Below are 26,820 nucleotides of genomic sequence, written 5' to 3'. Positions count from 1 at the left end.
CTGTCCCTCCGTTACGCTCGATTGAATTGCTTTAAAAATCTCATGTCATTTGTATAAAAATGGCGGATATCATCAATGCCGTATTTCAGCATCGCAATCCGTTCAGGTCCCATTCCGAAGGCAAAACCCTGATATTTTTTCGAATCAAATCCGGCCATCTCCAGAACGTTTGGATGAATCATCCCAGCTCCAAGAATTTCAATCCACCCGGTTTTTTTGCACACATTGCAGCCTCTGCCGCCGCAGGCAAAACAGGAAACATCCACTTCAACCGAAGGCTCTGTAAAAGGGAAAAAGCTTGGACGCAGCCGAATTTCGCGCTCTTCTCCAAAAAGCTTTTTCGCAAACACTTCAAGAGTTCCTTTTAAGTCGCTCATGCTGATGTTTTCATCCACAACAAGTCCTTCAATCTGTGTAAATTGGTGGGAGTGGGTCGCATCATCATCATCTCGGCGGTATACTTTGCCGGGGCAGATAATTTTAACAGGTCCCTTTCCTTTATACTTTTCCATTGTTCTCGCCTGTACAGGAGAGGTGTGGGTTCTTAAAAGAATGTCATCTGTTATATAAAAGGAGTCCTGCATATCGCGGGCAGGGTGCCCTTTCGGAAGGTTCAGCGCTTCAAAGTTGTAATAGTCGCTCTCCACTTCAGGCCCTTCTTCTATGGAATAGCCCATGCTGAGGAACAAGTCCTCAATCTCCTCAACGACTGCTGTAATCGGGTGATGGCTTCCCCTGCGGACAGGCCGTCCAGGCAAAGTGACATCAATTGTTTCCTGAGCCAGCTTTTTCTCCGTTTCCGCTTCTTCCATTTTTGTCTGTTTTTCGGCAATTCCCTGTGTGATGGCTTCCCTTACTTCATTGGCGAGCGCACCCATTTTAGGACGCTCTTCAGCTGAAAGCTTGCCCATTCCTCTAAGTGCTTCTGTGATGGGGCCTTTTTTTCCAAGGTAAGCTACTCTGACTTCATTCAGGCTTTTCAAGTCTTCCGCCTCTGCAATTCTTTGCAAGGCTTCATCCTGAAGCTGTTTTAACTGCTCCTGCATATTTGTTCCTCCTTCATATAGAAAGCCTGTTACCGGCTTTTTTCTAACTTGGCTTTTGATTTCAGCAGCTGGCCGCTCTTATTGCATGAAAAATAAAAAAACCCCGCCCCTAAAAAAGGGACGAGGTATGATTCGCGGTACCACCCTTGTTAACAGTCTTTAAAAAAAGAGCTGCTCACTTCGCTTTAATAACGGCAAAAACCGGTACACCTTTACAGCCATAAAGCTGGTCCTGGTGCCAACTCGGGAGGTGAATTCGTTCTCTTCCGCCATAAAGCTGCTTGCAGTCAGGACAGCTTTTCCCTAAATGGCTTTCGCATGAAAACTACTTTTCTCCGTCAGCGTTTTTTCATATATCGCTTTCTAAAAAGCATATGGATGAATTTATTATAAATAAAGTTCCTGCAGGATGCAATACTAGCCGCGAAGATGGTACAGCAGAATGCCTGCTGCAATCGCCGCGTTCAGTGATTCTGCCTGCCCGTGGATCGGGATATACAGATTTTGATCTGTCAGCCCAAGCAGCTCTTCACTCACACCGCTGCCTTCATTTCCGATCAGGAGGGCAAAGCTTCCTCCAGACTGCACAGTTTTATAATCAAAACCGCCCGCAAGCGATGTTCCATAAACGGAAACACCTCGTTCTTTCAGCTTGCCTGCCCATTCGCCGATCTCTCCTTTAACAGCAGGAAGATGAAAAATGGACCCCTGGCTTGAACGGATCACTTTTGAATTGTAAAGATCGACCGTCCCTTCTCCGAGCACAATCCCGTCAATTCCAGCTGCATCAGCTGTTCTAATGAGAGTCCCGAGATTTCCGGGGTCCTGCAGGCTGTCTATCATAAGAACCCGGCTCCAGCTGTCAGAACCTTTTGCTTCAAGCCTGCGGCATACAGCTGCAGCCCCTTGAGGAGTTTCTGTATCGCTGATTGCCTTCAGCACCTCCGGCGGCGCCATTGTAATGGAGATCCCGTCCAAATTCCAGCTTGATGGAATTTCTGAAGCTTCGCTGATAATGAGCTCCACGATCTGGTCTTTATCCTTCAGAGCTTCTTCTACAAGATGATAGCCTTCAGCCAAAAACGTTCCTGTCAAATCCCGTTCTTTTTTTGTATGTAGTTTTTTCCATTGTTTTACTTTAGGATTTTTCACTGATTCGATGTATTTCACGTTTTCATTGCTCCTTTTTCATGCTGCCCTCATTATATCCCAGTCTTTGTACATAATAAAACAGAATCCTTGGAATCATAAGGATGGAAAATAAGGAAAGGAGTGTTTTACAGTGGATTTAAACTTACGGAACGCGGTTATTCATAATGTTTCAGGCAATAACCAGGAACAGCTTGAGCATACGATAGTGGATGCCATTCAAAGCGGCGAGGAAAAAATGCTGCCTGGTCTTGGTGTACTATTTGAAGTCCTTTGGCAGCACTCTGCAGAAAACGATAAACGCGAAATGCTGCAAACCCTTGAGCAAAGCCTGAAGCAGTAAGAAAACAGCCTTAAACAGTCCGAACCTCATGGGACAGGGCTGCACCTGAAAATAAAACCCCCGGCAGCCTCTAGCTCCCGGGGGTTTCTCATCAATCAAACGTAATTTTTTTAACTGTTTCGCTGTCAAGGCGCTTGATGACCTCAGCGATCAGCTTTACTGCATTTTCGTAGTCATCTCTGTGCAGCATAGCCGCATGAGAATGAATATATCTCGTTGCAATTGTGATGGATAGAGCCGGCACACCATTGTGCGTGACATGGATCGCACCGGAATCTGTTCCTCCGCCTGCAAGTGAATCAAACTGATAAGGAATTCCAAGCTCATCAGCTGTGTCTGTAACAAGGTCTCGCAGCCCTTTATGTGAAACCATTGAGGCATCATATAAAATAATCTGAGGCCCGTCTCCCATCTTGCCAAGAGCTTCTCTTTCAGAAATTCCCGGAGTATCGCCGGCAATGCCAACGTCAACACCAAAAGCAATATCAGGCTTGATCATCTGAGCAGAAGTTTTTGCCCCTCTCAGGCCAACTTCCTCCTGTACTGTGCCGACTCCGTATACAATATTCTGATGATCCGCATCTTTCAGCTCTTTTAGAACATCAATGGCAATGGCACAGCCAATGCGGTTGTCCCAAGCCTTTGCAAGGAGCATTTTTTCATTCTTCATAACAGTAAATTCGAAATAAGGCACAATTTGATCGCCAGGGCGTACGCCGAATTCAACTGCTTCATCCTTGCTTGCTGCACCGATATCAATGAACATATCTTTCAGTTCTACTGATTTTTTGCGGACATCTGCCGGAAGAATATGCGGCGGTTTAGAGCCGATAATTCCTGTTACATCGCCTTTTCGCGTCACGATTGTCACACGCTGGGCCAGCATAACCTGCGGCCACCATCCGCCAACTGTCTGGAAGCGGACAAATCCTCTGTCATCAATGCTTGTCACCATAAAGCCTACTTCATCCAAATGGCCTGCAACCATAATTTTCGGGCCGTCAGCCTTTCCGGTTTTCTTAGCGATCAAGCTGCCAAGCCCGTCTGTTACTACTTCATCTGCGTAAGGCGATATGTATTTCTTCATTACTTCTCTTGGTTCTCTTTCGTTGCCTGCAATACCTCTGGCATCAGTCAGTTCTTTCAGCATTTTCAAGCTGTCATCAAGCTGTGTCATGCAAAGGAACCCCCTTTATTTATTTTAGCGTGCACAGTTAATTATACTGCAGGAAGACGTCTATGTACAAAAATTGCGACAACTTTAATACCCGGTATTTTGCCGCTCATGATTGATTTCATTTTTTCTGACATAAGCTTCTTCCACTTCTTGTGATGAAAGCCCAAGAAGTTCGCCCAAATATAAATATGCCCCAAAAACTTCTAAATAGTGGTCTTCACTCTGATTTTTCCGGAAAGCAGACAGTTTTTCGAAGACAGCCAGAAATTGGCCGACAGCTGTGCGTGACTCTCTGCCCCTTTTCATATCCTTTATTCCGCTAATGCCAAGATCAAGGCCGATCGAAAGGATAAAATGGATGCCGTCAACGTATTCCTCAAGGATGACCGGTTTTTCAGATGCGGGCTTTAAGCTCCAAAACTTGAAACAGCGGGTTTCATTGGCTAGTTCCCCTGCTTCAACAGTTAAAGCCAGAATTTTCTTTTCGATTAAATCCTCAGAATCCAGTTCATGCTGATCCTGGATTTTCTTGTCCAATTCTCTTTGCATAGTGAACAGCTTTTCAAAATTCATTCAACTGTCTCCTTTCGTCCTGTCTCTTATTATGTATAGGAAATTCAATTCCCTTTTTAGAAACTTTACCACTCAATCGGAATGATGAAAACGAAATAATAAGAACCTTTTATGGATTGCGGGTGCCTATTAAAAAACTCCCTTAACGGGAGCAAGGCTGGTTTTTCGAACAGCCAGAAAAGCTATCGATTGAACAGCAGGGCTTCTTTCGGGAGAATTTCCTCCCTGAAATAATAAATCAGTGCAATGTAAAGCAAGGCGAGAAGGGGAAAACCGAACAGGAATGTCATGTGCTTTGTCTTATGGCGAAAAAGAAACATTCCAATCGTCATGCCGATCGCTCCCCCCGCTGCCGCAATCGTCCAAAGAGTTTTTTCTCTGATCCTCCATTGCTTCCTGCGGGCTTTCTGCTTATCCGACCCCATCAGCCATAAACCTAGCAAATTGGCTAAAACGATATAGAAAACAATCAGCTGCTGCATCCTAACACCTGCTTTTTCGTAAGGCTCTTTTCATAAATTCTGCTGCTCTGGCACAGATCTTTAATCATTCACTGCTGCCGGTCTTTTTTAAAAAAGACGGAACTTGGCCGCGGTAATGCGTGATTAAAGAATTTGCGAACAGCAAAAGTCTTTCAAAAAAAGCCTTTAGTAAAGTGAAAAGCATTTGAAGCCTTTCGTGCTCTTCACCATTTTCAATCAATATCAAGGTCGCTGCCAAATCAACCGCGTTAATCTTTGCAGCGCTAAAAAGAATCTACAAAAAAGACCACTCGTCCGCTGGAAGAATGGCCTTTTGTGTTTTTATTAGTCGTTAAGCTTAGATTTTGCAGCATCAGCAAGCTGAGCGAATGCTTTTGCGTCAGCAACAGCAAGATCAGCAAGCATTTTGCGGTTCACTTCGATGCCGGCAAGCTTCAAGCCATGCATTAAACGGCTGTAAGAAAGACCGTTGATGCGTGCTGCTGCGTTGATGCGAGTGATCCAAAGTTTGCGGAAGTCGCGTTTTTTCTGGCGACGGTCGCGGAATGCATACATTAGGGATTTCATTACTTGCTGGTTAGCAACTTTGTATAATGTATGTTTGGAACCGTAATAACCTTTAGCTAGTTTTAATACCTTTTTACGACGTTTGCGTGTTACTGTACCGCCTTTTACTCTTGGCATGTCAATTCCCTCCTAAATGTGTTGACTGAAAATCTATCGAAATTACTTAATGTTGTCCAGTAGGTGACGAATGCGTTTGAAATCGCCTTTGCTTACCAATGAAGCTTTGCGCAGTTTGCGTTTTGCTTTTGTGGATTTGTTAGCGAATAAGTGACTTGTGTATGCGTGAGAACGTTTCAGTTTTCCAGATCCGGTCTTTTTGAAACGCTTAGCTGCTCCGCGATGAGTTTTCATTTTAGGCATAGGTTTTTCCTCCTCGTTCTATTGCTTTTCAATTTTCGGTGCTAAGACCAGGAACATGCTGCGGCCGTCCATGCGCGGCGCAGACTCGACGGTTGCGACATCTTCACAGGCATTGGAAAAGCGGTCAAGAACACGCTGTCCGATTTCCTTATGCGTGATGGCGCGTCCTTTAAAGCGGATAGAAGCTTTCACTTTATCGCCCTTTTCAAGGAATTTGCGTGCATTGCGTAGCTTGGTGTTAAAATCATGCTCATCAATTGTTGGGCTAAAACGGACTTCCTTCACGCTGATGATTTTTTGGTTTTTTCTCGCTTCTTTGTCTTTCTTCTGCTGTTCGAAGCGGAATTTACCATAATCCATAATCCGGCATACCGGAGGTTTCGCGTTTGGAGCTACCATAACTAGATCAAGATTGGAACGCGCTGCAATTTCCAGAGCTTCCGTACGGGATTTAATCCCGAGCTGATCACCATTCGGACCGATTAGACGCACTTCACGAGCGCGAATGCCCTCGTTTACCAACATGTCTTTGCTAATAATGAGCCACCTCCAAAAAATTTTCCTGAATAGCGTCTGGCGTCATCAAGCACCCTGAAGACGCAAACGATGTGTAAACTGTACAGGCTACAAAATAAAAAGTGTGGGTGCATACCACACCCACACTACGAATTCAAAGTTAAATTTCGATCTCGTAAACCTGCCAACTGCTCATGTATGCGTCAGCCAGGTGAGAAGCGGGTGCTTCTGCTTTCTATCAAACAGCTATTCAATTACCTATGACATCATACCATGCTGCCAAAGTGTTGTCAACTATCTCTCTTAAAAAGCATCTAAAAACGATTATACCTCATAGAAATCTTAAGGGCAACGTTTTTTTACCCTTTCATACCGGAGCTGATATTGGCCCCTTTGATGAAATACTTCTGGAAGATGAAAAACAGTACAACGACGGGCAGCAGAACAAGAACTGACATGGCCATTAAATACTGCCATTGCGTCTGAACAGTGCCTTTAAAGGTTTGCATGCCGATCTGCAGAGTGTATAGATTCTCATCATTAATATAAAGAAGCGGCCCAAGAAGGTCATTCCACGCTCCATTAAAGGAGAAAATCGCGACTGCAATGAGTGCCGGCTTAACGAGCGGCATAATGACGTACCACCAGATCCGCAAATGCCCTGCCCCATCCATAATCGCTGCTTCAATAAGTTCATTCGGAATCGTCAGCATAAACTGCCTGAGCAAAAAAATGAAAAACGCGCTCCCGAGAAAAGCCGGCACGATAAGCGGAAGATACGTATTCAGCCATCCAATCTTTGAAAAGAGAATATACTGCGGAACAAGCATGACGAATCCGGGAATCAGCATACTCGATAAAACGGCAATAAAGAGAACATTCCGGCCTTTAAAGTTAATTTTTGCAAAGCCATAGGCAACAAGGGAATTGACAAGTACGTTTCCAATAACAGACATGACCGCAATGAAAAGCGTGTTGAGCGTCCACCTTGTAAAATTTGCTGATTTCCATGCTTCTGCATAATTTGACCAAAGGAATTGCTTTGGAAGAAAAGACGGCGGAAAGGATAAGATTTCTGCCGGACTTTTAAAAGAGGTGGAAACCATCCACCATACCGGAGAAAGAATCAGCAGGCTTCCAAGAATCAGGATGATCATGACGGCGCTGTTTTTGATTCTGCGGTTCATTTTCATTCCAATCTGCATTTTTTTCATCTGTTCTCGTCACCTCCATAGAAAACCCAGCGCTTGCTGAATACCATATTAATAACAGTGAGGACAAGCACGATGACGAAAAGGAACCAGGCCATGGCTGATGCATATCCCATATTGAAAAGCTCAAATGCGTTATGCCACATGTGGAGGTTGTAAAACAGGAGCGAATTAACAGGTCCGCCGTCTCCGTTCTCTGTCATCACGTAAGCCTCCTGGAAAATCTGAAAAGCGCCGATTGTGCTCGTAATAACGTCAAAAAAGATGACCGGGCTGATCATAGGCAGCGTAATTTTGTAAAATTTCTGCCATGATGTAGCTCCATCAAGTTCTGCAGCTTCGTACATTTGGGAGGAGACTCCCTGCAGGCTTGCCAGATATAAGAGCATCCCTCCCCCAACGCTCCACATCTTCATTAGTATCAGCGCCGGCTTTGTCCAAGCTGGATCAAACAGCCAGGCTGGCCCCTGGATGCCAAAAATGTGAAGAATCTGATTCACAAGTCCTGAAGCGGGAGACAAAAGCTGCATCCAGAGAAAATAAACGGCTACTCCCGACATAACAGCAGGCAGGTAGTAGATGGTACGGAATACTTTTACTCCTTTAACAGGCTGATTCAGCAGGACTGCCATTAAAATAGCTCCCGCTGTTGTCAATGGAACAGAAAAAACCACAAAGAAAAGGGTATTGTAAAGCGATGTCATAAACAGGCTGTCCTGAGTAAACATGCGCAAATAATTTTTCATGCCGATAAAATCCATCGTGGAAGTAATGTTATAGTTCGTCAGACTGGCATAAAGGGAAAACAGCAGAGGGCCAAGGGTCAATCCGACAAAACCGATCAGCCAAGGACTGATAAACAAATAGCCAGCTAGATTTTCCCTCTTTCTTTTCACGGGGGCGGCTATGGAGGAAGCTACCTTTTTCTTTGCGGTGATCTTTTTTGGATTGTGCTGATCAATGATGACTTTTTCCGGCAAACTCATAGCGATCACCTCTCATAATTATTCTGTACTGGGTCATTCACTGCACTGTTTGAAGATGCAGAGGAAGCCTCGCTCGGCCGGCAAGGCTTTCCCCTTTCAGTCTTCTTATTGCTTCAGCGCTTTTACTGCTTTTTCAGCATCCTTTAACGCATCTGCAGGTTTCTTAGCGCCAAGAATGACTTGGTCAATCTGCGGATTCACGGCGTTTGGATAATCCGGATAATCGACAGGCATTGGAGACATTTTAGTATTTTGCAGGCTTTTTTCTGCTTCTTCATAGACCATTTTGTCTTTTCCGGAAAGCATATCAGCTGCTTTTTTCGTTGCTTCTTTATTAGCTACATTGTCAAAGTTCTTGGCAGCCCAGTAGGATTGTGCTTCAGCACCTGTAAGATACTTAATGAAATCCATTGCTTCTTTTGGATGCTTTGCACCTTTTGGCACTTCTGCCACAAATCCTCCGCCTTCGCTGTAATGCTGATCATTTGCAGTCTTTGCAGGAATCGGCGCTACTCCAAAGTCCATATCCTTGCCGTAATCGCGAATTTGGGTATAGAAGGTTGCTACGTCCACCCACATGGCTACTTTTCCTGATATGAACGGATTCGCTGTTTCGTTTCCAAACTCAGCTTTAAAAGCATCAACATTTTTCTTTCCATAGCGTTTCTGCCAATCCATCACCCAGTTGAGCGAAGACACCTTTTCAGGAGTATTAATCATTACTTTTCCATTTTCGTCAAAGTATCCTTTTCCTTTATCGCCAAACATCATCCAGCTGTTTGCACCGACACTGCCCCACATTGGATAAAAACCAATCCGATCGTAGGAGCTGCCTTTTTTCACATCCAGTTTATCTGCATAGGTTTTCAGATCATCCCATGTTTCTGGCGGAGCCTCAGGATTCAGGCCTGCTTCTTTAAATGCTTTTTTATTGTAAAAGAGAAGCCTAGTATCAGTATTGAAAGGAACACCATAAGGCTTGTGTTCATATGTAACGGCATTCCAAAGCTGCGGGTAAAACTTGTCTTTGAAGGAAGGGTCGTCTTTGATGAGGGCTGATAAATCTTCTGTCTGTCCGTTTTTTGCGCGCTGGGCCACTGTATTGATATCATTGATCACTACATCTGCAGGATTGCCCGCTCCGACAGCGGCGAGGTTTTTCGTCCAGATATCACCGAACGGAAGAAACGTATGTTTTACAAACACCTTGTCCTGGGATTTATTGTAATCATTAATGATTTTTTCAATAACAGGTCTCCTTGTTTCAGAGCCCCAGAAAGTCCAAAAATTAATGATTGTTTTCCCATCTTTCGTTTTGGCTTCAGCTGCCTCATTGCCTGAATTGGAACAGCCGGCAAGGACACTAAGAGCTAAAGCAAAAACAGCCAATAACACTCCAAGCTTTTTCATCTGCATTTCCCCCATGTTCCATTTTTTTTAGGTTTTGCGCTGTTCTGATTTTTCTGGTTTTCTGCTAAGCTGTATTGGGTAAAAAAATAGCACATCGTTCAGCAGCTCTCGTACAAACGGCACAGGCAAAACCTTTTTTAAGATGAATCAAAGCTTAAATTTAATTCCCTTCTGCTTCTCTTCTAAACCTGTTTGCTCAGAAGATAGGTATATATAGCTATATTTTTTTGGCGAATTGGCGGTCAAAACCAAGAAAAAAGAAAAACATCGTCTTTTTATAGCTAAATACAGTTCTTTATGACTTCGTCCAAACAGGCATATCCGATGCAGAAGAAGCAGGTGCCTGCATAAAAAAGAAAAGGCCATTCCTCTAACCAGGAATGGCCTTTTGACATTTCTCTTTCGTTATCTTACCTTGATGTTTCTTTTATCAGCATTTCAGTAAAGTCTTCCAGAGAAACAGTCTCTGATTTTTGTTCTCCATATTTTCGTACGTTAACGGCCTCATCAGCTGATTCCTGATCGCCGACCACGAGCATATAAGGAATTTTTTTCATTTGTGCTTCCCTGATTTTATAACCCATTTTTTCATCTCTTGTATCCAGCTCCACCCGAAGTCCTTCAAGCTGAAGACGCTCCTGTACCTTTTTCGCATAGTCAAGGTGAATGGAAGGAGATACAGGGATCACCTCCACCTGCACAGGTGCAAGCCAGGCAGGGAAAGCTCCTTTGTATTCTTCAATCAGGAAGGCTACAAAGCGCTCCATTGTAGAAACAACGCCCCGGTGAATAACAACTGGACGGTGCTGCTTGCCGTCTTCCCCGACATAAGTAAGATCAAATCTTTCCGGAAGAAGGAAGTCCAGCTGAACAGTTGAAAGCGTCTCGTCTTTGCCTAAAGCTGTCCGAACCTGTACATCAAGCTTCGGTCCGTAGAATGCTGCTTCGCCATCTGCTTCAAAATATTCCACATTCAGTTCGTCCATCGCTTCCTTCAGCATGCTTTGCGCTTTTTCCCACATCGCGTCATCATCAAAGTATTTTTCTTTGTCCTCAGGATCTCTGTAGGAAAGGCGGAATGTATAATTTTCCAGACCGAAATCTTTATACACTTCTTCCACAAGACGGACAACACGGATAAATTCATCCTTAATCTGGTCAGGACGGACAAAAATGTGGGCATCATTCAATGTCATGCCGCGTACGCGCTGCAGGCCAGAAAGGGCACCGGACATTTCATAGCGGTGCATTGTGCCGAGCTCGGCAATGCGGATCGGCAGCTCGCGGTAGCTGTGAATATCATTTTTGTAAACCATCATATGATGCGGGCAGTTCATCGGACGAAGCACAAGGTCTTCGTTATCCATGCTCATTGCAGGGAACATATCATCCTGGTAGTGCTCCCAGTGGCCGGATGTTTTATAAAGCTCAACGCTTCCCAGCACAGGAGTATATACATGGCTGTATCCAAGGCGGTTTTCCTTGTCCACAATATAGCGTTCAATGATGCGTCTGATTGTAGCCCCTTTTGGAAGCCATAGCGGCAACCCTTGGCCGACCTTTTGAGAAGTAGTGAAAAGGCCCAGCTCTTTGCCCAGTTTCCTGTGATCCCGCTCTTTTGCTTCCTCCAGCAAACGAAGGTGCTCATCAAGATCAGCTTTTTTGAAGAAAGCCGTTCCATAGATCCGCTGCAGCATTTTATTATTGCTGTCGCCGCGCCAATAAGCTCCGGCAACGTTCAGCAGCTTAAATTCCTTAATTTTGCCTGTAGTTGGCACGTGAATGCCGCGGCAAAGGTCAAAAAACTCTCCCTGCTCATAGATTGACACCTTTTCTCCTTCAGGAATGGCGTCAAGCAGTTCCAGCTTCAAGTTGTCGCCGATTTCTTCAAAACGGCTTTTCGCTTCTTCCCTGCTCACTTCTTTACGGACGATTTCCAGGTTTTCATTTATAATTTTCTGCATTTCTTTTTCGATAGCAGGAAGATCCTCAGAAGAAATGGCTGCTTCTGTATCCACATCATAGTAGAAGCCGTTTTCAATGACTGGACCAACGCCAAGCTTTACATCAGGGTAAAGCCTTTTGATCGCCTGTGCCATTAAGTGAGCTGTACTGTGGCGCATGATTTCAAGTGCATCGCTTGAATCCTGTGTCACAATTTCAATCGCGCCGTCTCCCTCGATAGGTGTTTTTAAATCAACCAGCTCGCCGTTAAGCTTTCCGGCAATTGATTTTTTCTTCAGTCCCGGGCTGATGGATGCCGCGATGTCTTCTGTTGTCGTGCCTTTCGCAAACTCCTTTACCGCTCCGTCTGGAAAACTGATTTTTACTGATTCAGACATCCTGATCACTCCTTTAAATAAAATAAAAAACCCGCCCCTTCTAAAAAGAAGGGACGAGTTTCATTAACATGATTCGTGGTTCCACCCTAAGTTCCCCTGCCGCTCTATTGCAGCCGGCAAGGCTTATAAGAGATCTGTAACGGGATTTCCCGTCGGCTATTACAAGGCAAATTGCCATTCACAGCCGAAGTTCAAAGGCGGTAAGCATACTGTCTATTGCTGAAAGGGTTCCAGCCTAAGCCCTCTCTCTCTGTAAGCAGTTCAGCATCCTCATGTCCTTATCACAACTTTTTTCTGCTTCAATTCATACGTATTATAGATGCTTTTCCAAAAAAAATCAAGACAGCTTGGAAGAATCCTCCTGAAAGGCATCTGCTGTTCCTAAAGGACAGATCCTAACCCTTTCCTGAAAAATATTCTGAATGGTCTGCACCATTCCATGATCCGGCTCGTCCGTATACAGAAAAAGGGATTTTGGCGCTATGCAGACGAGAGGAGCAAGGAGCGCAGAATCAATATACATTGGATGATGGTATAAAAGCGAACGGTCTACATAGCTGCGCAATGTCTGTTCAGGCATTTCCTGCAGATACTCATCACATATGACAAACCGCTTGCGGTAAAAAATATGAACCTTGTCCATCTGAGAACTCTTTGATAATACATATTCCCTCAAAAATTGAATAAAATTCTGATATTCCTGTTCCAGCTTATACTCCTCGATTGCAGCTTCCGCATACTGCGCCAGGCGCTTTTTGTAATCTTGAAGCCGGAACGTAAGAAAAGAATGAAAAGAAAAGGACAAATCAGGCTTCAGCAGCGGGTGAAGCGCCTCTTTTATACAGTCAGCTCTGTCAAAAAAACCGCGGATGTTCGGTATATCAGACCGCTCCCCCTCCATGAGGGACTGGGCAATATGTAAAATTTGCTGCTGTTCATCCCTGTCTTTAAAGAAAAATTGGTTTTCAATAATGGATAAGATCAGCATGTGCTCCATTTGCTCAGTAATAAAACCGATAAGCGCAGGGATGACGGCACTCTCAATGGTTAAACTTCCTGCATTTATATGAACCTGGTTCGGCGGCATCAGGCTTGCCAATAAGCTGATTTCCGGCTGGCAGCCAAGCATCCGGTAAAACGCCTCTGCCTCCCGGTCTGATTGAAAACTGATTTCAAGCATGTTTGTCCCCCCTCAATACAAAACATCTGATGTTATTTATATGGGGGAGGATTTGGTTTTAGAAGCAGGATGGGGGTTATTTTCTTTTTGGGCAGCGTGGGGAAGCAGAGGGACGGTTCTCGCGCTTCTTTTGGTGGAAGCGTGGAAGCGTGGGGACGGTTCTTGTGCTTCCTTTAGCGGAAAGCAACAGCCATGCAGAGAGGCGGTTCTCGCTTCCATTGATGGAGCAGCGCGGGCATTTCAGCTTCCCGGAAAGGTATTGAGGGCTGTTTTGATGATTTAAGACTGTTTTTGCAGCAAATAAACTAAACCTGACATTGATAACGGCGGATACTTCATATATCGGCACTTCCCCTGAAATATCGGCGAACTCTGGATTATATCGGCGGAATCGAGCTGGGGAGCCATGAATGGTTCTCCCGCTTCCTTAGATTTCGGCGATTCCATAAATTATTTCTGCGAAATTATGCTTCACCCCCGCCAAACAAAAAAGCAGGCTGAAATTTCCAGCCTGCTTTTTTAAACTTCTCTGCGATTTTTTCCTGTAAGCGCCACAGGGGTAGCCAAGTGCTTGATCCGCTCCATGATTCTTGCAGCTTTGACCGGTTCTTCTTCTCCTCGCTGGGTAAAGGAGAGGTGGTGGTTCAGCTGTTTCAGGTCGAAGTTGGAGGAGAAAAAAGTCGGCAGATTTTCGAGCATACGGTATTGGAGGATGGTGCCGAGTATATCATCTCTCAGCCAGCTTGACATTGACTCTGCTCCGAGGTCATCCAGCATTAGAACAGGCACTGTTTTGACAGCATCCATTTTAGGTTCAAGTGAATGATCATGGAGTGAATTTTTGAGCTCTCTCATAAATTCAGGAAGGTAAACAAGCATGGAAGAGATGCGGTTTTCAGCCAGCTCGTTTGCGATCGCTCCGAGAATGTAGGTTTTGCCGACACCGAAAGGGCCGTGTATGTAAAGGCCTTTCGCAGTCTTTTTTGTAGTGTAGCTTTCGATAAAGTCCTGTGCGAGTGAGACAGCTTTCAGGCGCGTGGCTTCATCGAGATCAATGTTATCAAGGCGCGCTGCAAGGATATCTTTCGGGATATACATGCTTTTGATCAGTGATTCATGCTTTTTCCGTTCGTCATAAGCTGCTTTTGATGGGCACACATCGTATTGCAGGTCAATCGTTTTTCCTTGGATCACAAGCTCAGGGTGATAGCCTTGAATCATATTCCGGCATTCGGACAGACTCGGACAGTTTGCGCAGTTTTTGCTTTGGCCGATAAATTCGTACAGCTTGATAAGACTCCTGTCAATCATTTTCTCGTCAATTTCATCTTTATGTGATTCAAGAAACGGCTTGATATCAGGGTGGACAGTTACTTCTTTTTTAAGAACCTGCAGTCTTTCCATGAAATCTTTTCTGCCGGTCATGTTTTTCATTGCTTGTCCAATAGGCTCCATTTAGTTTCCCCTCCTTTTCTATCAGGCTATATATTGCCTTTTTTGTATTTTTTAATCCGTTCAGCAAGCTTTTGACGCTCCAGTTCAAATGCATCCTCGGTGTTTGCCTCTTCGGGACGATTTTCAGCAGCCTGGTTTTCCTTCAGCCAGTCAGGCAACATTTCCTTCCTCACTGTTTTGCGGTTTTGAGCAGGTTTATTTTTTGTTTCCGCCCACTCCATGTATTGCTGCTGTTCCTTTTTCGCCAGGGTCATCGCTTCGTCAACTGTTTTAATGTTTTTCCGCGCCCAGTGGCCGGCTATTTTCTGAACATAGCCTTTGGAAAGCTTCATATCGGTTTTCAGCATCACGTAATAAATAAGCACATTTACGACGCCAGGCTGAAGCTTCTGCTGAAACATTACATCTTCAATAATCTGAAGATCTGTGACGGGCGGCTCTCCCCCTTCAGCAATGTCCTTTAAAAACTGATAAGGACTGATATGTTCGAGCATATAGGCAAGCTCTTCTTCCTGTGAGGAACCCTCTTTCTTATTGATGGTCCGGTACATAGGGGGCTGCACCTTTTCTGCAAGCCGAGGAAGCTTTTCGCCATGCTCAAATTTATACCAGTCTCTTGCAGCCTTTCTCAGCTCCTCCTGATCGATCGTTTCATCAGGCAAAATAGCATTCATTAGAATGTTTTTCATTTGTATGGCATCAATTCCGTAAATGTAGGAAAGCTTTTTAATAATTTCTTTTACCTCAGCATTCACAGCCGATTTTGGTATGACTGCATCTGATAAGCCTGCAAAAAGCAGGTCATAATCAAAGGAGGCATCATCCAGCACAGGCTGCCTTCCGGGCGCCTCTGACAAAAATTCATGCTTCCCTTCCGACTCACTATCAGGTATTTTTGCCGTTAATTCGCTCGGCTGAAGCGTTTGGTACACTTCATTGAATGACTTGGTTACTTCTTTTAAATTTTCAGGAAGGCTGTTGTCGCAGAAGAATTTTTTCAGCTGAACATACCGGCTTTTCCCCAGCCTGTTATATAAATAAATGTTCAGCATCCCGTCCTGGAAAAACTGATCAGGCCGGAGCGGCGGCTGGAGTTCATAAATCAGCACTTTAAAGTCGCTTTCTTCTTTGATAAACGTTTTGAGCAGTCCAATCCCCTCAAGGTTCAGACGCTGCCTGTAAATCTCCTTCAGGCTGCACTGCGTGGCTGCCATTAAGCTGTGATGGGTCGTTTCCTGCCCCCATAGCCGGTTCTGCTCAACCTCTCCCCACAGCGTCATGTAAAGCGAAGAGCTTTCTATGCCGATCAGAGGCTGATAAAGCATAGTGACCAGCTTTCTATCAAAATCCGTCAGGACACCGCTGCTTTTCGTTAAATAGCGATCAGGCGGAATAAGTTCTTTCCAATGATGATCCATTTTGCTCCTTACCTTTCCTAATCAATCTGTTCCTTCAATGAAAGCCGGGAAATAAAGCTTTCCAGCTGCTATAAAAGGCATTTATCATGACTTTCGGAAGTAAGGGGAGGAGCAGAAAAAGTGAGCAAGCTCCCCCTTTACTGTTCCTTTTTCAGCAATTCCTTCAGCTCATCAATAAATACATTAATATCTTTAAACTGTCTGTACACTGATGCAAAGCGGACGTAGGCTACTTCATCAACCTGTGCAAGCCTGTCCATCACCATTTCGCCGACAAGCTCGCTTTTCACCTCTGATACTCCATTGTTGCGCAATTCTTTTTCTATATCTCCTGCGATATCCTCCAGCTGCTTTAAGGCAACAGGTCTTTTTTCGCAGGCTTTTATTAAGCCCCTCAGCACTTTTTCCCTGCTGAATTCTTCACGGGTTCCTTCTTTTTTCACAACAATCAGCGGTATTTCTTCCACTTTTTCAAAAGTTGTGAACCGGTACTGGCATATTTCGCATTCTCTGCGGCGGCGGATGGCTTTTCCCTCATCGACAGGCCGGGAATCGAGCACTCTAGTGCCATTGTGGTGGCATGCTGGACATTTCATACGGATGTTTTAGCTCCCTTCAGAAAGTTTTGAGAAGCCGGCCTGTGTGTCAGGCACGCGGATAAAGGCCTGAACCAACATAAGGAAGCGTAGCATCCAGCTGCTGATAAAATTGACGGATCACTCGCTGGCTGTTGCCAAAATCCGTTGGAAGCGGCGTATCCGTTGATGCTGAAAAATCAACAGCTGTTTCAAACGGCCTGACCGATATGACAGTGGCAATCAGGAGCGCTTTTTTGGGCTTTGAAATGGAAATGCTGATCTCACCGCGTTCTTCTGAAACAGAGGTAACCGCGGCATCTTTAGATGATTTGGCAACAGTCTGCACCGCTTCCATTGCTTTTTTCACGGTCGTTTTATAATAGCGGCTTCTGAGGCTCCCATCCAAATGATCCTCAGAGGTCTCGGTATGGGTTGAAAAAAACGACTGAATTCTTTTTAATGCGCTCATGTAGGCTGCTCCTTTTCCTTTGTTTCTGATCTAACTGCTTGAACTAAAATCAGTACCGCCCTTAAATCACAGCTGGTTCAGCAAAGATTTATTTTTTTATCAAATAAAAGATATGTATTTTATTTTGTTCCGTTCTTCGTCAGGCTTTTATCATATTATTATACTGAATTTTTCCCAAAATCAAAAGAGGTGTGAAAGAATCTTCACACCTCCGTCCAAAACTTATATCCAATATGATCATCATACCAAAGTCAAAGCGGCTTAGTTAGAGTACTTTTGCTTGAGCCTGTTTTACTTGAACAGGACCCATGCCGCGAGGGATTTCAATGTTTTCGCGAGTCTGCGCATTGAGTGCTTCTGCAATATAATCTGCTGCAATGTTAGGATTTAAATCTCCGCATGTATAAACATCAATGCTTGCATAACCATGTTCAGGAAAGCTGTGAATAGTCAAATGTGATTCAGAGATAATGACAACCCCGCTGACTCCCTGCGGTGCAAATTTATGAAAGGCTACTTCGCGCACTTCAGCACCAGATTTCAGTGCTGCATTTACAAACGTTTTTTCAATATATTCCATGTCATTCAACTTATCAAAATCGCATCCCCAAAGCTCCGAGATTACGTGGCGTCCAATTGTTTCCATATTACATTTTTCCCCCTTAATAAAGTTTAAACTGCATGAAGTCCTTCGCATCTTGGTATGCTGTCCTACCACGGGGGAAAGTTAGTCCAAAGAGGTCCTAACCCTTTAAGTAGCCGCAAAACCTGCTTATAAGAAGTTCACGAAAAATAGTATACTTCCTATGGGGAGTTTTTGCAACATACTTTCGCAAAAAATAAACCCATTTTTTCAGGCTTTCCAGATCCCTTTTTCTTGTTTCTTTCCCTTATCTTTTCTTTATCCTGTATGAACAGCGCTAAACATAAAGGGTTGTCAAGGCTCCCAGTCAAGAAGGGATTCTGTCAGTCTTCCAAGCATTTTTTCCAGCACTCTTAAATCTTCTTCCGTCCAATTTCTTAAAATTTCTGTATAAGCTTCGGCCCTGCTTTTTTTTACCTGCCGGTAAACGGTTTCCCCTTGGTCCGTAATATCAATCAGGCTGATCCGCTTATTGCTGCTATCAGGAAAGCGGCGGACAAACCCCTTTTCTTCCAAAGCAGCAACCTGTCTGCTTGCTGTTGAAACGTTCAGCTTTAAATCCTCTGCCATCGCATTGATTGCTTGAGGACTGCTTGTGACAAGCTTGCTCAGAAGCAGATAGCCGGATCTGTCGAGTCTCGCATTTTTCGGATTTAAAGCAGCAGTCAGCCGGCTTAAGAGCGCGATTTCATGTTCTATTTTTTCTATAGTCCCCTTCATGATTCTTTCCCTCATTCCTGCAAAAAAAAGTTTCTTTCATCATTATATGGCAAGCATACCCGGGTCATCCAGCCCCTGGTCTGCAATTGCAGCCAATGGCAAACAGGCATCTTGAATTCCTTTTATTATATTGTATAATACAACTTGTACTATACAAACGTAAAAGATTTCAGGAGGAATTATCTTGGAAGAAACACATTTTAAAGTGAACACTGGGGGAAGGGAGCTGTCGATTCCTAAATTTCTCGTCATCTCCTTTTTGACGATCTTTTCCATCGGTCCGCAATATTTTTTGAATTTATCTTATACGATGAACCAAATTATCATTCAGAACGGCTTTGCAGCAAGCAATAACGGCATGCTCATGCCTTCTATTTTATCCAATCTGGCCTTTGCGCTAGGCGTCCCGCTCGGACCTGTTCTAAGCAGGAAATATGGATTGAAATTATGCTATATGACGCTTGTTTCCATTTTCCTGGCCGGATCTGTCATTAACTTTCTTTCTCCGAATTTAACGGTTTTTGTTTTTGGGAGAGTTATTCAAGGATTAAGCTCAGGCATTATTTTTCTGACCATTTTGCCGGTCAGCCTGCGATCTTTTCCGAACGGAATCCGAAATACGTTCCTGCTGGTGGCGATTGGGGGATTGTTCGGTTCTTCAGCCTTCGGCGCTTTCACTGGGGCCATTTCGCTTGATGTGGACAGCTGGCGCTGGCTCTTTATTGCAAGCATGGTGACGTCAGCTCTTTGCCTTCTGGTGGGGGGTATTCTGCTCCCTTCAGATGATAAGCAGGCACTGGACAAGCGGAAACTCGATAAAAAGGGCATTGCACTGCTCGCAGCCATTTCGTTCCTTTTCTCCTTTCCGCTTCTGAATTTGCAGGATCAGGGTTTTCATTCGATTTTGGTGTGGCCATTTTTGGCCGGTGCACTCGTTCTTTTGGCTTTGTTTGTATTTGTGGATTATTACTCAGAGAACCCGCTCGTTCCCTTTCGAGCATTAAAGGGAGCTAAACCCGTGTTCGGGCTGCTGATGGCCATTGTGGCCCATGTTTCCTTTATCATTTCACTTGCTGGCATGAACGGTTATTTACGGAACATACAAGGGGCCACCTTCGGATCCATGACCAACTTTTATATTTGGCTGTACGTTGGAGTATTGATTTCCGCTTGTATCTGCACACTCTTTTATGACAGGCTTGGAGCGGGATTGTTAGGTGTGCTCGGTTCCTCCGCCATAGTGATTGTTACTTTTCAGTGGAGAACTCTTTCTGATCATGCGTCCCTTTCCATGCTGTGCTTCCAATTTGCCATTCTTGGCGGCGGCATCAGCATGACGCTTGTGTCAGGAGCGCTCGGCACAGCCCTTGCCGGAGATCTGCACTATGCCGGAATGCGGTCAGTTTCGCTTCACTTTGTCAGAAACCTGCTTGGGGCAGTGATGGCTCCATTTCTTGGATGGTATGTGCTCTCAAGGAATGCCTTTCACTATGAAACCATCCGCGGCGAGGTCTCACTTGATGATCCTGTCACCAGTGATCAAATGAATACGATGGTTAGGAATTATATGGCTCAGAACGGCGCAGGTCTTGCCGATGCAAAAGCTCACGCTGCACAGGTTATTGGAGGCCAGGCGCAAAAGCTTTCACTGCTGAATTCCTACAACGACCTCTTTACCATTCTAATGTGGCTTGGCATTATTACTCTGACTGCCTCTATCGGAAAAATGCTGACTGGCAAAGGCAGGGCCCTTGTCAGGAAAGAAGAGCAAAAAGCAGCGAAAAGAGAAGAAGTCTTGCACCTCGCAGCACCTGCAGAAACTCATAGCAAATAAAAAGCAAAAAGCATCCAGCTGCCAGCTGGATGCTTTTTTGTATGATCAGGATACAATAGAGAGTTTCGTACTTTCAGCAGCAACAAGGCTGACAAGATCACAAACTCTGCAGGAATAGCCCCATTCATTGTCGTACCAGGCAAGCACTTTTATTTTGCGGTCTTCCATGACCATTGTGGACAGGCCATCGATAATCGCTGAATGAGGATTGGTGTTAAAATCTACGGAAACAAGCGGTTCTTCCGTGAATTCAATTATGCCGTTCAGCATGCCTTTTGATGCCTCATAGAAGGCATGATTGACCTCTGCTGCCGTTACATCCCGTTTAACATCCACAACAAGATCAACAAGCGAAACATTCGGAGTCGGCACGCGGAGCGCCATGCCGTGGAGTTTTCCCTGCAAATGCGGCAGCACAAGACTCAATGCTTTTGCTGCACCAGTTGTTGTCGGGATGATAGACTGGCCGCAGGCTCTCGCTCTTCTTAAATCTTTATGCGGATTATCAATATTTTTCTGATCATTTGTATAGGAATGAATCGTGGTCATTAAGCCATTCTCAATCCCAAACGCCTCATCAAGCACTTTGACTACTGGCGCAAGGCAATTGGTCGTACAGGAGGCATTGGAAATGATCGTATGAAGGCTGCTTTCGTACATTTCTTCATTGACGCCCATCACAATGGTAATGTCTTCATTTTTGCCGGGTGCTGTCAGAATGACTTTTTTTGCTCCTGCTTCCACATGTGCAATGGCTTTTTCCCGTGAATTAAACTTTCCTGTTGCTTCGACTACGATATCTATATTCAGCTCTCCCCAAGGAAGCTCAGCAGGATTTCTGCTGCTTAAGAGCGCTACTTTATGTCCGTTCACAATTAAATGGTCGCCTGCTGGGATAACCTCTCCATCAAAACGTCCATGATTTGTATCATACTTAATTAAATGCGCCAGCGTTTCTGCCGGATAACTGGCATTAATGGCCTTTACATTCACCTTTTCATCCATCATCATTTTACGAAACACCATTCTCCCAATGCGGCCAAACCCATTAATAGCAACGTTTGCTTTCAAATGAATTGCTCCTTCCGGCTTTTGTGTTATACTCTTGTTCGCTTTCCCTTAATTAGTATATCACATATAGACGGAATGGAAAGATGAAAGCGCTTATTTTTCCTAAAAAAGGCGGTGTTATTTAGAAATTGTATAACTCATTTAGATCACCTCATCGGACATGCACCTTCATTAAATTCCAAAAGAAAAAGAGCAATCAGATAGATTGCTCCTTAAAGACCCCATTTTTCAAAAAGCATTTTCAGCTGTTCCTTTGTTTGCTTCAGTGTGCCGTTATTATCAATAATGGCATCGGCAAGTGCTTTCTTTTCCTCCAGCGGCATTTGCGAAGAAATTCTCATCTTTGCCTCTTCTTCCGTATAGCCATTTCTCCCAGTCAGCCTCTCCAGCTGGACATTTTCGCTTACCCAGACCAATAATGTCCTGTCAGCAAAGTGGGACAGCTTGCTCTCAAACAAAAGAGGGATATCGAGAATGACCGCTTTTTCGCCATTCGCTTTCGCTTCATCGCGCTGTTTAAGCATTTCTTCCCTGACTGCAGGATGAACAATGCTGTTTAAAAGCTGCCTCTTTTCTGAATCCTGAAAAATAATGCTTCCAAGCTTTTGCCTGTCGATGGCGCCATCCTCCTTGAGAACAGCACCGCCAAAAGCAGCAGCAATTTGGTCATAGGCCGGCTTGCCCTGATCAACGGCTTCCTTTGCGATTACATCTGCATCAACAATGGGATATCCCCAGTCCCTGATCATGCCCGAGACAGTGCTTTTTCCGCTGGCGATGCCTCCTGTGAGCCCTATTACAAGTGTCATGCTATGCCCCCTACAGTTTCCAGATTCCAATTAAAATCAGCAGAATCCCTGGTATAAACGTGAATTTTTCAAGCCAAGACAATCCTGAAAACAGCCTTCCTGAGCGAAGGCCCATCAGGAGAAACAAGGAGCTCATCAAAGCAACTGCTATACATAAAATGAACGGCGAGTAGCCGAGAAGCGCTGCTCCAAACCCTGCCCCAAACGAATCAAGGGATAATGCAAGGCCGAGGAGCAGGGCTTCCACTCCATTGATCGCTCCTGATTTATCAATATCAGCACACGATGGCTTTCTTAAAATATGAATGACAATCCCCAATGATTTAATTTCAAAGTTAAGAAGTGTTTTTTCATTTTCCTGGCATTGATGTTCTTTTTCAGGAAGGAAAAATTGGATCAGTACCCAGAGGCCGATTCCGATCAGAATGTAACCCCCAAGCTCCTTCGTAATATTTTCAGGAAACATTGCTGCCAGCGCATGGCCTAAAAACATCGCAATCAAAAGGCTTGCCGCCGAACAGCATCCAATGATAAAGATGGATTTCCCCGGTATTTTCGTTTGGCGCAGCCCATACGTGAACCCTACTGAAAAGCTGTCAAGGCTGACAGCTGCTGCTAAAATAAATAGCTGCAATGATATCAACGTCACCCTGCCCCTTTCTGACAAAACTAATACAGTATATGACTTTTGCCCAAAAAGAGTTAAACACAGGGTTTGTACAGCTGTTATTTATTTTTGGCAGTTCTTGCAGTAATGGGTTCCCCTCCCGCTGACAGTCTTTTTAAAAATTTCTGAGCCGCACCGTTTGCACGGCTCGCCTTTTCGCCCGTACACATAAAGTTTTTGCTGAAAAGAGCCGATTTGGCCCTGGGAATTCACATAAGAGCGGATTGTGCTGCCGCCGCTGTTAATGGCTTCAAGCAGTGTTGCCGCAATTTCATTGTGCAGTTTTTGGATCTCGATTTCATTGAGAGATGAAGCTTCCCTCTCAGGAAGAATGCCGGCACGGAACAAGGCTTCATCAACATAAATATTTCCGAGTCCCACAACAACTCTTTGATCAAGCAGAACTGTCTTAATAAACCGCTTCGTTTTTTTAAGCTTTTCTGCCAGATAGCCTGGTGTGAATTCTTCCTGAAAAGGTTCAGGACCAAGCTGTGAAAGCGGCAGCTCTGTCTGCTCCATCCCTTTTTTAAAAAGATGCATGGTCCCGAATTTCCGGACATCCTTATAGCGGAGTTCTGTTCCGTCTGTAAATTGAAACATTACATGATGGTGCTTATCCTGTTCATCTCCGTGCTGATGAAGCGCATAGCGCCCTTCCATCCGAAGATGAGATACGAGAACATAATCATCCAGGATTAATAAAAGAAATTTACCGCGCCTGCCTACATCCCTTATGGTCTGTCCGCGCAGGAGTTCCTGAAACTCTTTTGCATCATCAGGTTTTTTGATCATCTTTGGCCAAAGGACTGTGACCTGTTTAACGGTTTTTCCTTTTACAAGGTCCAGCAGCGTCCTTCTGACCGTTTCTACCTCTGGCATTTCAGGCATGTTTTCCCTTCTTTCTACTTAGCGTCATACCAGGAAGAGCCATAGGCATAATCCACTTTCAGCGGAACATTCAGCTTTACTGCATTTTCCATAACCTCTGGCACAAGCTTCTCCAGCTCTTTAATTTCTTCTTCAGGTGCTTCAAAAATCAATTCATCGTGCACTTGAAGAAGCAGCTTTGCCTGAAGGTTTTTTTCCTTCAGCTGAAAAGCCATATCGATCATAGCCTTTTTAATGATATCTGCCGCACTGCCCTGGATTGGCGTATTCATCGCTGTTCTTTCTGCGAAGCCTCTCAGATTAAAGTTTCGGCTGTTAATTTCAGGAATGTACCGCCTTCTGTTCAGGAGAGTTTTCACAAAGCCATGCTCCTTGGCGTCCCTGATTGATTCATCCATATATTCCTTTACGCCCTGGAAGCTGTTCAGATAGCGGTCGATAAATTCGCCTGCTTCTTTTCTTGTAATATTCAAGCTTTGCGAAAGCCCGTAATCGCTGATGCCGTAAACAATCCCGAAGTTAACAGCTTTCGCCTGCCTGCGCATGTTGGAAGTAACCTCTTCTTTTTCCACATGAAACACATCCATCGCTGTCTTCGTATGAACGTCCATGTCATTCAAAAAGGCTTCTTTTAAATTTTCATCATCTGCAATATGCGCCAAAACCCTGAGCTCAATCTGCGAATAATCAGCAGCGAACATAACCCAGCCTTCTTTAGAAGGAACAAATGCCTGTCTGATTTTCCTGCCCTCTTCAAGGCGGATCGGGATATTCTGCAGATTCGGATCTGTGGAACTAAGGCGGCCTGTCTGCGTGAGCGCCTGGTTAAAGCGGGTATGGACTTTATGGGTTTCCTGATTAACGACCTTCAGCAGGCCTTCAATGTAGGTAGAGTTCAATTTTCCAAGCTGTCTGTAATGAAGAATTTCTCTGACAATTTCATGCTTGTCTGCAAGCTTTTCAAGCACATCTGCAGAAGTAGAGTAGCCAGTTTTTGTCTTCTTCGCGGCAGGAAGGCCGAGCTTATCGAACAAAATCACTCCAAGCTGCTTTGGTGAATTAATATTAAACGACTCACCTGCAAGGCGGGAAATATTCTCTTCAAGCTCCCTTAGCTGACGGTTCAGGTCTTCTCCCATCGCTTTTAAGCGGGGCACATCCACTTTTACTCCCTGAGCCTCCACCTCTGCCAAAATAAGCGACAGCGGCATTTCAAGCTCATTGAAGAGCTCAAGCTGCTTGTTTTTCTCAAGGCCTGACTGCAGCTTTTCTTTCAGTTCCACGAGAGCCATTCCTTTTCTGACAAGGTGCTCTGCAAGCTCTTCCTGCCCAGGCACTTTCCGTTTTGCACCTCTGCCATAGACAGCTTCATCCGGCTTAACGAGGCGGATGCCGTTCGATTTGGCAATACTTGCCGCATCGACAATCGTTTCGGAAGGATCCAGCAAATAAGAGGCCAAAAAGACATCAAAGTCAGCACCTTTTACATTAATGCCTTTCCATTTAAGAGCAACTGATGATTTTTTTGCATCATAAACGATTTTCTTTTTGCTTTCATCCTCTGCCCATTTAATAAAAACTTCCGATTTTAATGCTGCTTCTGCAGGGATAAAGTATTGCCCAGTTTCGTTAACGATCGCAATTCCTTCTATACTGCTTGTATGATAATTATCATCCCACACTTCAACGATGAGGGCGGATTCGTCAGCCAGCATGGTCTCTGTGACTTCTTCCTCAATGGAGTATTCGATCTCCTCCATCTCTGCTGTTTCTTCCGTTTCCTCTCCGCCGAGCTTTTCAAGCAGCGAATTGAAGCCAAGGTCTCTGAATATTTTGATCAGCTGCTCCCTGTCAAAGCCTTCATAAGGAATGTCTTCTATTCCGATACTGATCGGGGCATCGCATTTGATGGTGGCGAGCTCTTTGCTCATCACTGCACTATCCCGGTGTTCTTCAAGCTTTTCTTTCAGTTTTTTTCCGCTGACCTCATCAATCGATTCCAGGAGCTTTTCAAGCGTTCCATATTCCTTCAGAAGCTTAATGGCTGTTTTTTCGCCTACGCCGGGAACGCCTGGAATGTTATCTGACGCGTCACCCATCAGGCCTTTCATATCTATAATCCGGTCAGGAGTCAGTCCGTACTTTTCCATGACAAATTCAGGAGTATACGAATCAACATCCGTAATTCCTTTTCTTGTAATGTCTACTGTAACCGTATCTGTGACAAGCTGGGTTAAATCCTTGTCTCCGGTAATGACTTTTACTTTGAAGCCATCTTCTGCAGCCCGCCTGGACAGGGTGCCGATAATATCGTCCGCTTCGTAATTTTCAAGTTCATATCTTGAAACCCCGTAAGCATCAAGCAGCTCTCTGATAAACGGAAACTGCTCTGAAAGCTCTGGCGGCGTTTTTTGCCTGCCGCCTTTGTATTCCTTATAGGCTGCATGACGGAATGTGGTTTTTCCGGCATCAAAGGCAACCAGCATATGGGATGGCTTTTCATCCTCTAATATTTTCATCAAAATCATGGTAAAGCCGTAAATCGCGTTTGTATGTATGCCCTTGTCGTTATTAAGGAGCGGCAATGCAAAAAAGGCACGGTATGCAATGCTGTTTCCATCAATCAGCACAAGCTTTTTTTCTGTAGTCAAAAGCCCTTCCTCCTCTATCACTCATTCTTCTAGCAAACGTTCCTGCTGCTTCTCTTATTTTAGCATGAGCCTGTGCAGAATCATAAGAAAAGCGCAAGCGCCTTGAACAGCCCCGACAGCTGCTTGCGGAAAATCCCGAAAAGTCCGGTCTTAGACTTTTTGGTTTTTTCTGAAGCGACTTAAGACTCGGGCTAGGCGCTGGAGCTGGACAAATCCACCTCTTAATATGAGCTATTCTAAGTACACTTATAAATTCTGGTGTAAAAAAAAAGGGA

The 26,820-nt window shown here is 44.6% G+C and carries 26 protein-coding genes and 3 other annotated features; of the genes, 2 read left to right on the top strand and 24 right to left on the bottom strand.

Annotation, left to right across the window (positions count from 1 at the left end):
- Positions 1 to 11 precede the first annotated feature (11 nt).
- Both pheS and LRR81_RS01210 read right to left on the bottom strand, forming a co-directional pair.
- Positions 12 to 1,046, bottom strand: a complete 1,035-nt coding sequence (gene pheS / locus LRR81_RS01215; RefSeq protein ID WP_231787475.1) for a phenylalanine--tRNA ligase subunit alpha — start codon at positions 1,044 to 1,046, stop codon at positions 12 to 14.
- 113 nt (positions 1,047 to 1,159) lie between these two features.
- Positions 1,160 to 1,397 (bottom strand) — a binding site (T-box leader).
- A gap of 66 nt (positions 1,398 to 1,463) precedes the next feature.
- On the bottom strand, positions 1,464 to 2,216 hold the full coding sequence (locus LRR81_RS01210; RefSeq protein WP_231787474.1) for a TrmH family RNA methyltransferase: 753 nt from the start codon (positions 2,214 to 2,216) through the stop codon (positions 1,464 to 1,466).
- 112 nt (positions 2,217 to 2,328) lie between these two features.
- Between LRR81_RS01210 and sspI the strand changes: the two genes are divergently transcribed.
- Positions 2,329 to 2,538: a small acid-soluble spore protein SspI gene (gene sspI, locus LRR81_RS01205; protein WP_231787473.1), complete on the top strand. Its 210-nt coding sequence runs from the start codon at positions 2,329 to 2,331 to the stop codon at positions 2,536 to 2,538.
- Between the two features lie 91 nt (positions 2,539 to 2,629).
- Here the strand turns inward: sspI and LRR81_RS01200 are convergent, their stop codons facing one another.
- The 17 genes from LRR81_RS01200 to LRR81_RS01120 all read right to left on the bottom strand — a co-directional run bounded on the left by LRR81_RS01200 (position 2,630) and on the right by LRR81_RS01120 (position 18,625).
- Positions 2,630 to 3,715 (bottom strand): M42 family metallopeptidase, encoded by a 1,086-nt coding sequence (locus tag LRR81_RS01200; RefSeq protein WP_231787472.1) that lies wholly within the window; start codon positions 3,713 to 3,715, stop codon positions 2,630 to 2,632.
- An 84-nt stretch (positions 3,716 to 3,799) separates the two neighbouring features.
- The gene (locus tag LRR81_RS01195) at positions 3,800 to 4,288 is read right to left on the bottom strand and encodes a dUTP diphosphatase (protein WP_231787471.1); all 489 of its coding nucleotides are present in this window, start codon (positions 4,286 to 4,288) and stop codon (positions 3,800 to 3,802) included.
- Positions 4,289 to 4,470: 182 nt separating this feature from the next.
- Positions 4,471 to 4,770, bottom strand: coding sequence for a DUF1294 domain-containing protein (locus LRR81_RS01190; RefSeq protein WP_231787470.1), 300 nt, complete (start codon positions 4,768 to 4,770; stop codon positions 4,471 to 4,473).
- A 324-nt stretch (positions 4,771 to 5,094) separates the two neighbouring features.
- Positions 5,095 to 5,454 carry a 50S ribosomal protein L20 gene (gene rplT / locus LRR81_RS01185; RefSeq protein ID WP_231787469.1) on the bottom strand — a complete coding sequence of 120 codons (360 nt, stop codon included), beginning with the start codon at positions 5,452 to 5,454 and terminating at the stop codon, positions 5,095 to 5,097.
- A gap of 42 nt (positions 5,455 to 5,496) precedes the next feature.
- Positions 5,497 to 5,697: a 50S ribosomal protein L35 gene (gene rpmI / locus LRR81_RS01180; RefSeq protein ID WP_101635360.1), complete on the bottom strand. Its 201-nt coding sequence runs from the start codon at positions 5,695 to 5,697 to the stop codon at positions 5,497 to 5,499.
- Positions 5,698 to 5,715: 18 nt separating this feature from the next.
- Positions 5,716 to 6,237, bottom strand: a complete 522-nt coding sequence (gene infC / locus LRR81_RS01175; RefSeq protein WP_231788577.1) for a translation initiation factor IF-3 — start codon at positions 6,235 to 6,237, stop codon at positions 5,716 to 5,718.
- An 86-nt stretch (positions 6,238 to 6,323) separates the two neighbouring features.
- Positions 6,324 to 6,453: a sequence feature (ribosomal protein L20 leader region), on the bottom strand.
- 119 nt (positions 6,454 to 6,572) lie between these two features.
- A complete protein-coding gene (locus tag LRR81_RS01170; RefSeq protein ID WP_231787468.1) occupies positions 6,573 to 7,427 on the bottom strand; it encodes a carbohydrate ABC transporter permease in 855 nt (284 codons plus the stop codon).
- Positions 7,424 to 8,410, bottom strand: coding sequence for a carbohydrate ABC transporter permease (locus LRR81_RS01165; RefSeq protein WP_231787467.1), 987 nt, complete (start codon positions 8,408 to 8,410; stop codon positions 7,424 to 7,426). The genes LRR81_RS01170 and LRR81_RS01165 overlap by 4 nt, the downstream gene beginning before the upstream one ends.
- A gap of 105 nt (positions 8,411 to 8,515) precedes the next feature.
- Positions 8,516 to 9,820 carry an ABC transporter substrate-binding protein gene (locus tag LRR81_RS01160; RefSeq protein ID WP_231787466.1) on the bottom strand — a complete coding sequence of 435 codons (1,305 nt, stop codon included), beginning with the start codon at positions 9,818 to 9,820 and terminating at the stop codon, positions 8,516 to 8,518.
- Positions 9,821 to 10,230: 410 nt separating this feature from the next.
- The gene (gene thrS, locus LRR81_RS01155) at positions 10,231 to 12,162 is read right to left on the bottom strand and encodes a threonine--tRNA ligase (protein ID WP_231787465.1); all 1,932 of its coding nucleotides are present in this window, start codon (positions 12,160 to 12,162) and stop codon (positions 10,231 to 10,233) included.
- Between the two features lie 46 nt (positions 12,163 to 12,208).
- Positions 12,209 to 12,456: a binding site (T-box leader), on the bottom strand.
- A 43-nt stretch (positions 12,457 to 12,499) separates the two neighbouring features.
- Positions 12,500 to 13,342, bottom strand: coding sequence for a putative sporulation protein YtxC (gene ytxC, locus LRR81_RS01150; protein WP_231787464.1), 843 nt, complete (start codon positions 13,340 to 13,342; stop codon positions 12,500 to 12,502).
- Between the two features lie 519 nt (positions 13,343 to 13,861).
- On the bottom strand, positions 13,862 to 14,797 hold the full coding sequence (gene dnaI, locus LRR81_RS01145) for a primosomal protein DnaI (protein WP_231787463.1): 936 nt from the start codon (positions 14,795 to 14,797) through the stop codon (positions 13,862 to 13,864).
- Between the two features lie 26 nt (positions 14,798 to 14,823).
- Positions 14,824 to 16,215 (bottom strand): replication initiation and membrane attachment family protein, encoded by a 1,392-nt coding sequence (locus LRR81_RS01140; protein ID WP_231787462.1) that lies wholly within the window; start codon positions 16,213 to 16,215, stop codon positions 14,824 to 14,826.
- A 137-nt stretch (positions 16,216 to 16,352) separates the two neighbouring features.
- Positions 16,353 to 16,811: a transcriptional regulator NrdR gene (nrdR, locus tag LRR81_RS01135; RefSeq protein WP_231787461.1), complete on the bottom strand. Its 459-nt coding sequence runs from the start codon at positions 16,809 to 16,811 to the stop codon at positions 16,353 to 16,355.
- A 49-nt stretch (positions 16,812 to 16,860) separates the two neighbouring features.
- Positions 16,861 to 17,262 carry a cytosolic protein gene (locus LRR81_RS01130; protein WP_231787460.1) on the bottom strand — a complete coding sequence of 134 codons (402 nt, stop codon included), beginning with the start codon at positions 17,260 to 17,262 and terminating at the stop codon, positions 16,861 to 16,863.
- 265 nt (positions 17,263 to 17,527) lie between these two features.
- Entirely contained in the window at positions 17,528 to 17,908 is a 381-nt protein-coding gene (speD, locus tag LRR81_RS01125; protein ID WP_231787459.1) for an adenosylmethionine decarboxylase, read from the bottom strand.
- 291 nt (positions 17,909 to 18,199) lie between these two features.
- Positions 18,200 to 18,625: a MarR family winged helix-turn-helix transcriptional regulator gene (locus tag LRR81_RS01120; protein WP_231787458.1), complete on the bottom strand. Its 426-nt coding sequence runs from the start codon at positions 18,623 to 18,625 to the stop codon at positions 18,200 to 18,202.
- Between the two features lie 184 nt (positions 18,626 to 18,809).
- Here LRR81_RS01120 and LRR81_RS01115 point away from each other — a divergent pair, with 184 nt between their 5' ends.
- A complete protein-coding gene (locus tag LRR81_RS01115; protein WP_231787457.1) occupies positions 18,810 to 20,459 on the top strand; it encodes an MFS transporter in 1,650 nt (549 codons plus the stop codon).
- 45 nt (positions 20,460 to 20,504) lie between these two features.
- Here the strand turns inward: LRR81_RS01115 and LRR81_RS01110 are convergent, their stop codons facing one another.
- The 5 genes from LRR81_RS01110 to polA all read right to left on the bottom strand — a co-directional run bounded on the left by LRR81_RS01110 (position 20,505) and on the right by polA (position 26,545).
- On the bottom strand, positions 20,505 to 21,530 hold the full coding sequence (locus tag LRR81_RS01110) for a glyceraldehyde-3-phosphate dehydrogenase (RefSeq protein WP_231787456.1): 1,026 nt from the start codon (positions 21,528 to 21,530) through the stop codon (positions 20,505 to 20,507).
- Positions 21,531 to 21,742: 212 nt separating this feature from the next.
- On the bottom strand, positions 21,743 to 22,339 hold the full coding sequence (gene coaE / locus LRR81_RS01105; RefSeq protein ID WP_231787455.1) for a dephospho-CoA kinase: 597 nt from the start codon (positions 22,337 to 22,339) through the stop codon (positions 21,743 to 21,745).
- A gap of 10 nt (positions 22,340 to 22,349) precedes the next feature.
- A complete protein-coding gene (gene ytaF, locus LRR81_RS01100) occupies positions 22,350 to 22,982 on the bottom strand; it encodes a sporulation membrane protein YtaF (protein ID WP_231787454.1) in 633 nt (210 codons plus the stop codon).
- Positions 22,983 to 23,069: 87 nt separating this feature from the next.
- Complete coding sequence (gene mutM / locus LRR81_RS01095) at positions 23,070 to 23,894, bottom strand: DNA-formamidopyrimidine glycosylase (protein ID WP_231787453.1); 825 nt, start codon at positions 23,892 to 23,894, stop codon at positions 23,070 to 23,072.
- 14 nt (positions 23,895 to 23,908) lie between these two features.
- Entirely contained in the window at positions 23,909 to 26,545 is a 2,637-nt protein-coding gene (gene polA / locus LRR81_RS01090) for a DNA polymerase I (RefSeq protein WP_231787452.1), read from the bottom strand.
- Positions 26,546 to 26,820 lie beyond the last annotated feature (275 nt).

The sequence above is a fragment of the Metabacillus kandeliae genome, from assembly GCF_021166585.1.
Classification (GTDB): Bacteria; Bacillota; Bacilli; order Bacillales; family Bacillaceae; genus Metabacillus_B; species Metabacillus_B kandeliae.
Note: the sequence above shows the minus strand (reverse complement) of the source record. Positions and strands in the feature narration are given on the sequence as shown.

Coding starts and splice junctions, on each gene's coding strand:
- mutM (WP_231787453.1), bottom strand. CDS start 23,894: ATGCCTGAAATGCCAGAGGTAGAAACGGTCAGAAGGACGCTGCTGGAC.
- LRR81_RS01160 (WP_231787466.1), bottom strand. CDS start 9,820: ATGAAAAAGCTTGGAGTGTTATTGGCTGTTTTTGCTTTAGCTCTTAGT.
- LRR81_RS01170 (WP_231787468.1), bottom strand. CDS start 7,427: ATGAAAAAAATGCAGATTGGAATGAAAATGAACCGCAGAATCAAAAAC.
- thrS (WP_231787465.1), bottom strand. CDS start 12,162: ATGTCTGAATCAGTAAAAATCAGTTTTCCAGACGGAGCGGTAAAGGAG.
- LRR81_RS01165 (WP_231787467.1), bottom strand. CDS start 8,410: ATGAGTTTGCCGGAAAAAGTCATCATTGATCAGCACAATCCAAAAAAG.
- LRR81_RS01190 (WP_231787470.1), bottom strand. CDS start 4,770: ATGCAGCAGCTGATTGTTTTCTATATCGTTTTAGCCAATTTGCTAGGT.
- dnaI (WP_231787463.1), bottom strand. CDS start 14,797: ATGGAGCCTATTGGACAAGCAATGAAAAACATGACCGGCAGAAAAGAT.
- ytxC (WP_231787464.1), bottom strand. CDS start 13,342: ATGCTTGAAATCAGTTTTCAATCAGACCGGGAGGCAGAGGCGTTTTAC.
- LRR81_RS01130 (WP_231787460.1), bottom strand. CDS start 17,262: ATGAGCGCATTAAAAAGAATTCAGTCGTTTTTTTCAACCCATACCGAG.
- pheS (WP_231787475.1), bottom strand. CDS start 1,046: ATGCAGGAGCAGTTAAAACAGCTTCAGGATGAAGCCTTGCAAAGAATT.
- LRR81_RS01200 (WP_231787472.1), bottom strand. CDS start 3,715: ATGACACAGCTTGATGACAGCTTGAAAATGCTGAAAGAACTGACTGAT.
- LRR81_RS01140 (WP_231787462.1), bottom strand. CDS start 16,215: ATGGATCATCATTGGAAAGAACTTATTCCGCCTGATCGCTATTTAACG.
- rplT (WP_231787469.1), bottom strand. CDS start 5,454: ATGCCAAGAGTAAAAGGCGGTACAGTAACACGCAAACGTCGTAAAAAG.
- coaE (WP_231787455.1), bottom strand. CDS start 22,339: ATGACACTTGTAATAGGGCTCACAGGAGGCATCGCCAGCGGAAAAAGC.
- nrdR (WP_231787461.1), bottom strand. CDS start 16,811: ATGAAATGTCCAGCATGCCACCACAATGGCACTAGAGTGCTCGATTCC.
- LRR81_RS01120 (WP_231787458.1), bottom strand. CDS start 18,625: ATGAAGGGGACTATAGAAAAAATAGAACATGAAATCGCGCTCTTAAGC.
- rpmI (WP_101635360.1), bottom strand. CDS start 5,697: ATGCCTAAAATGAAAACTCATCGCGGAGCAGCTAAGCGTTTCAAAAAG.
- speD (WP_231787459.1), bottom strand. CDS start 17,908: ATGGAAACAATTGGACGCCACGTAATCTCGGAGCTTTGGGGATGCGAT.
- LRR81_RS01195 (WP_231787471.1), bottom strand. CDS start 4,288: ATGAATTTTGAAAAGCTGTTCACTATGCAAAGAGAATTGGACAAGAAA.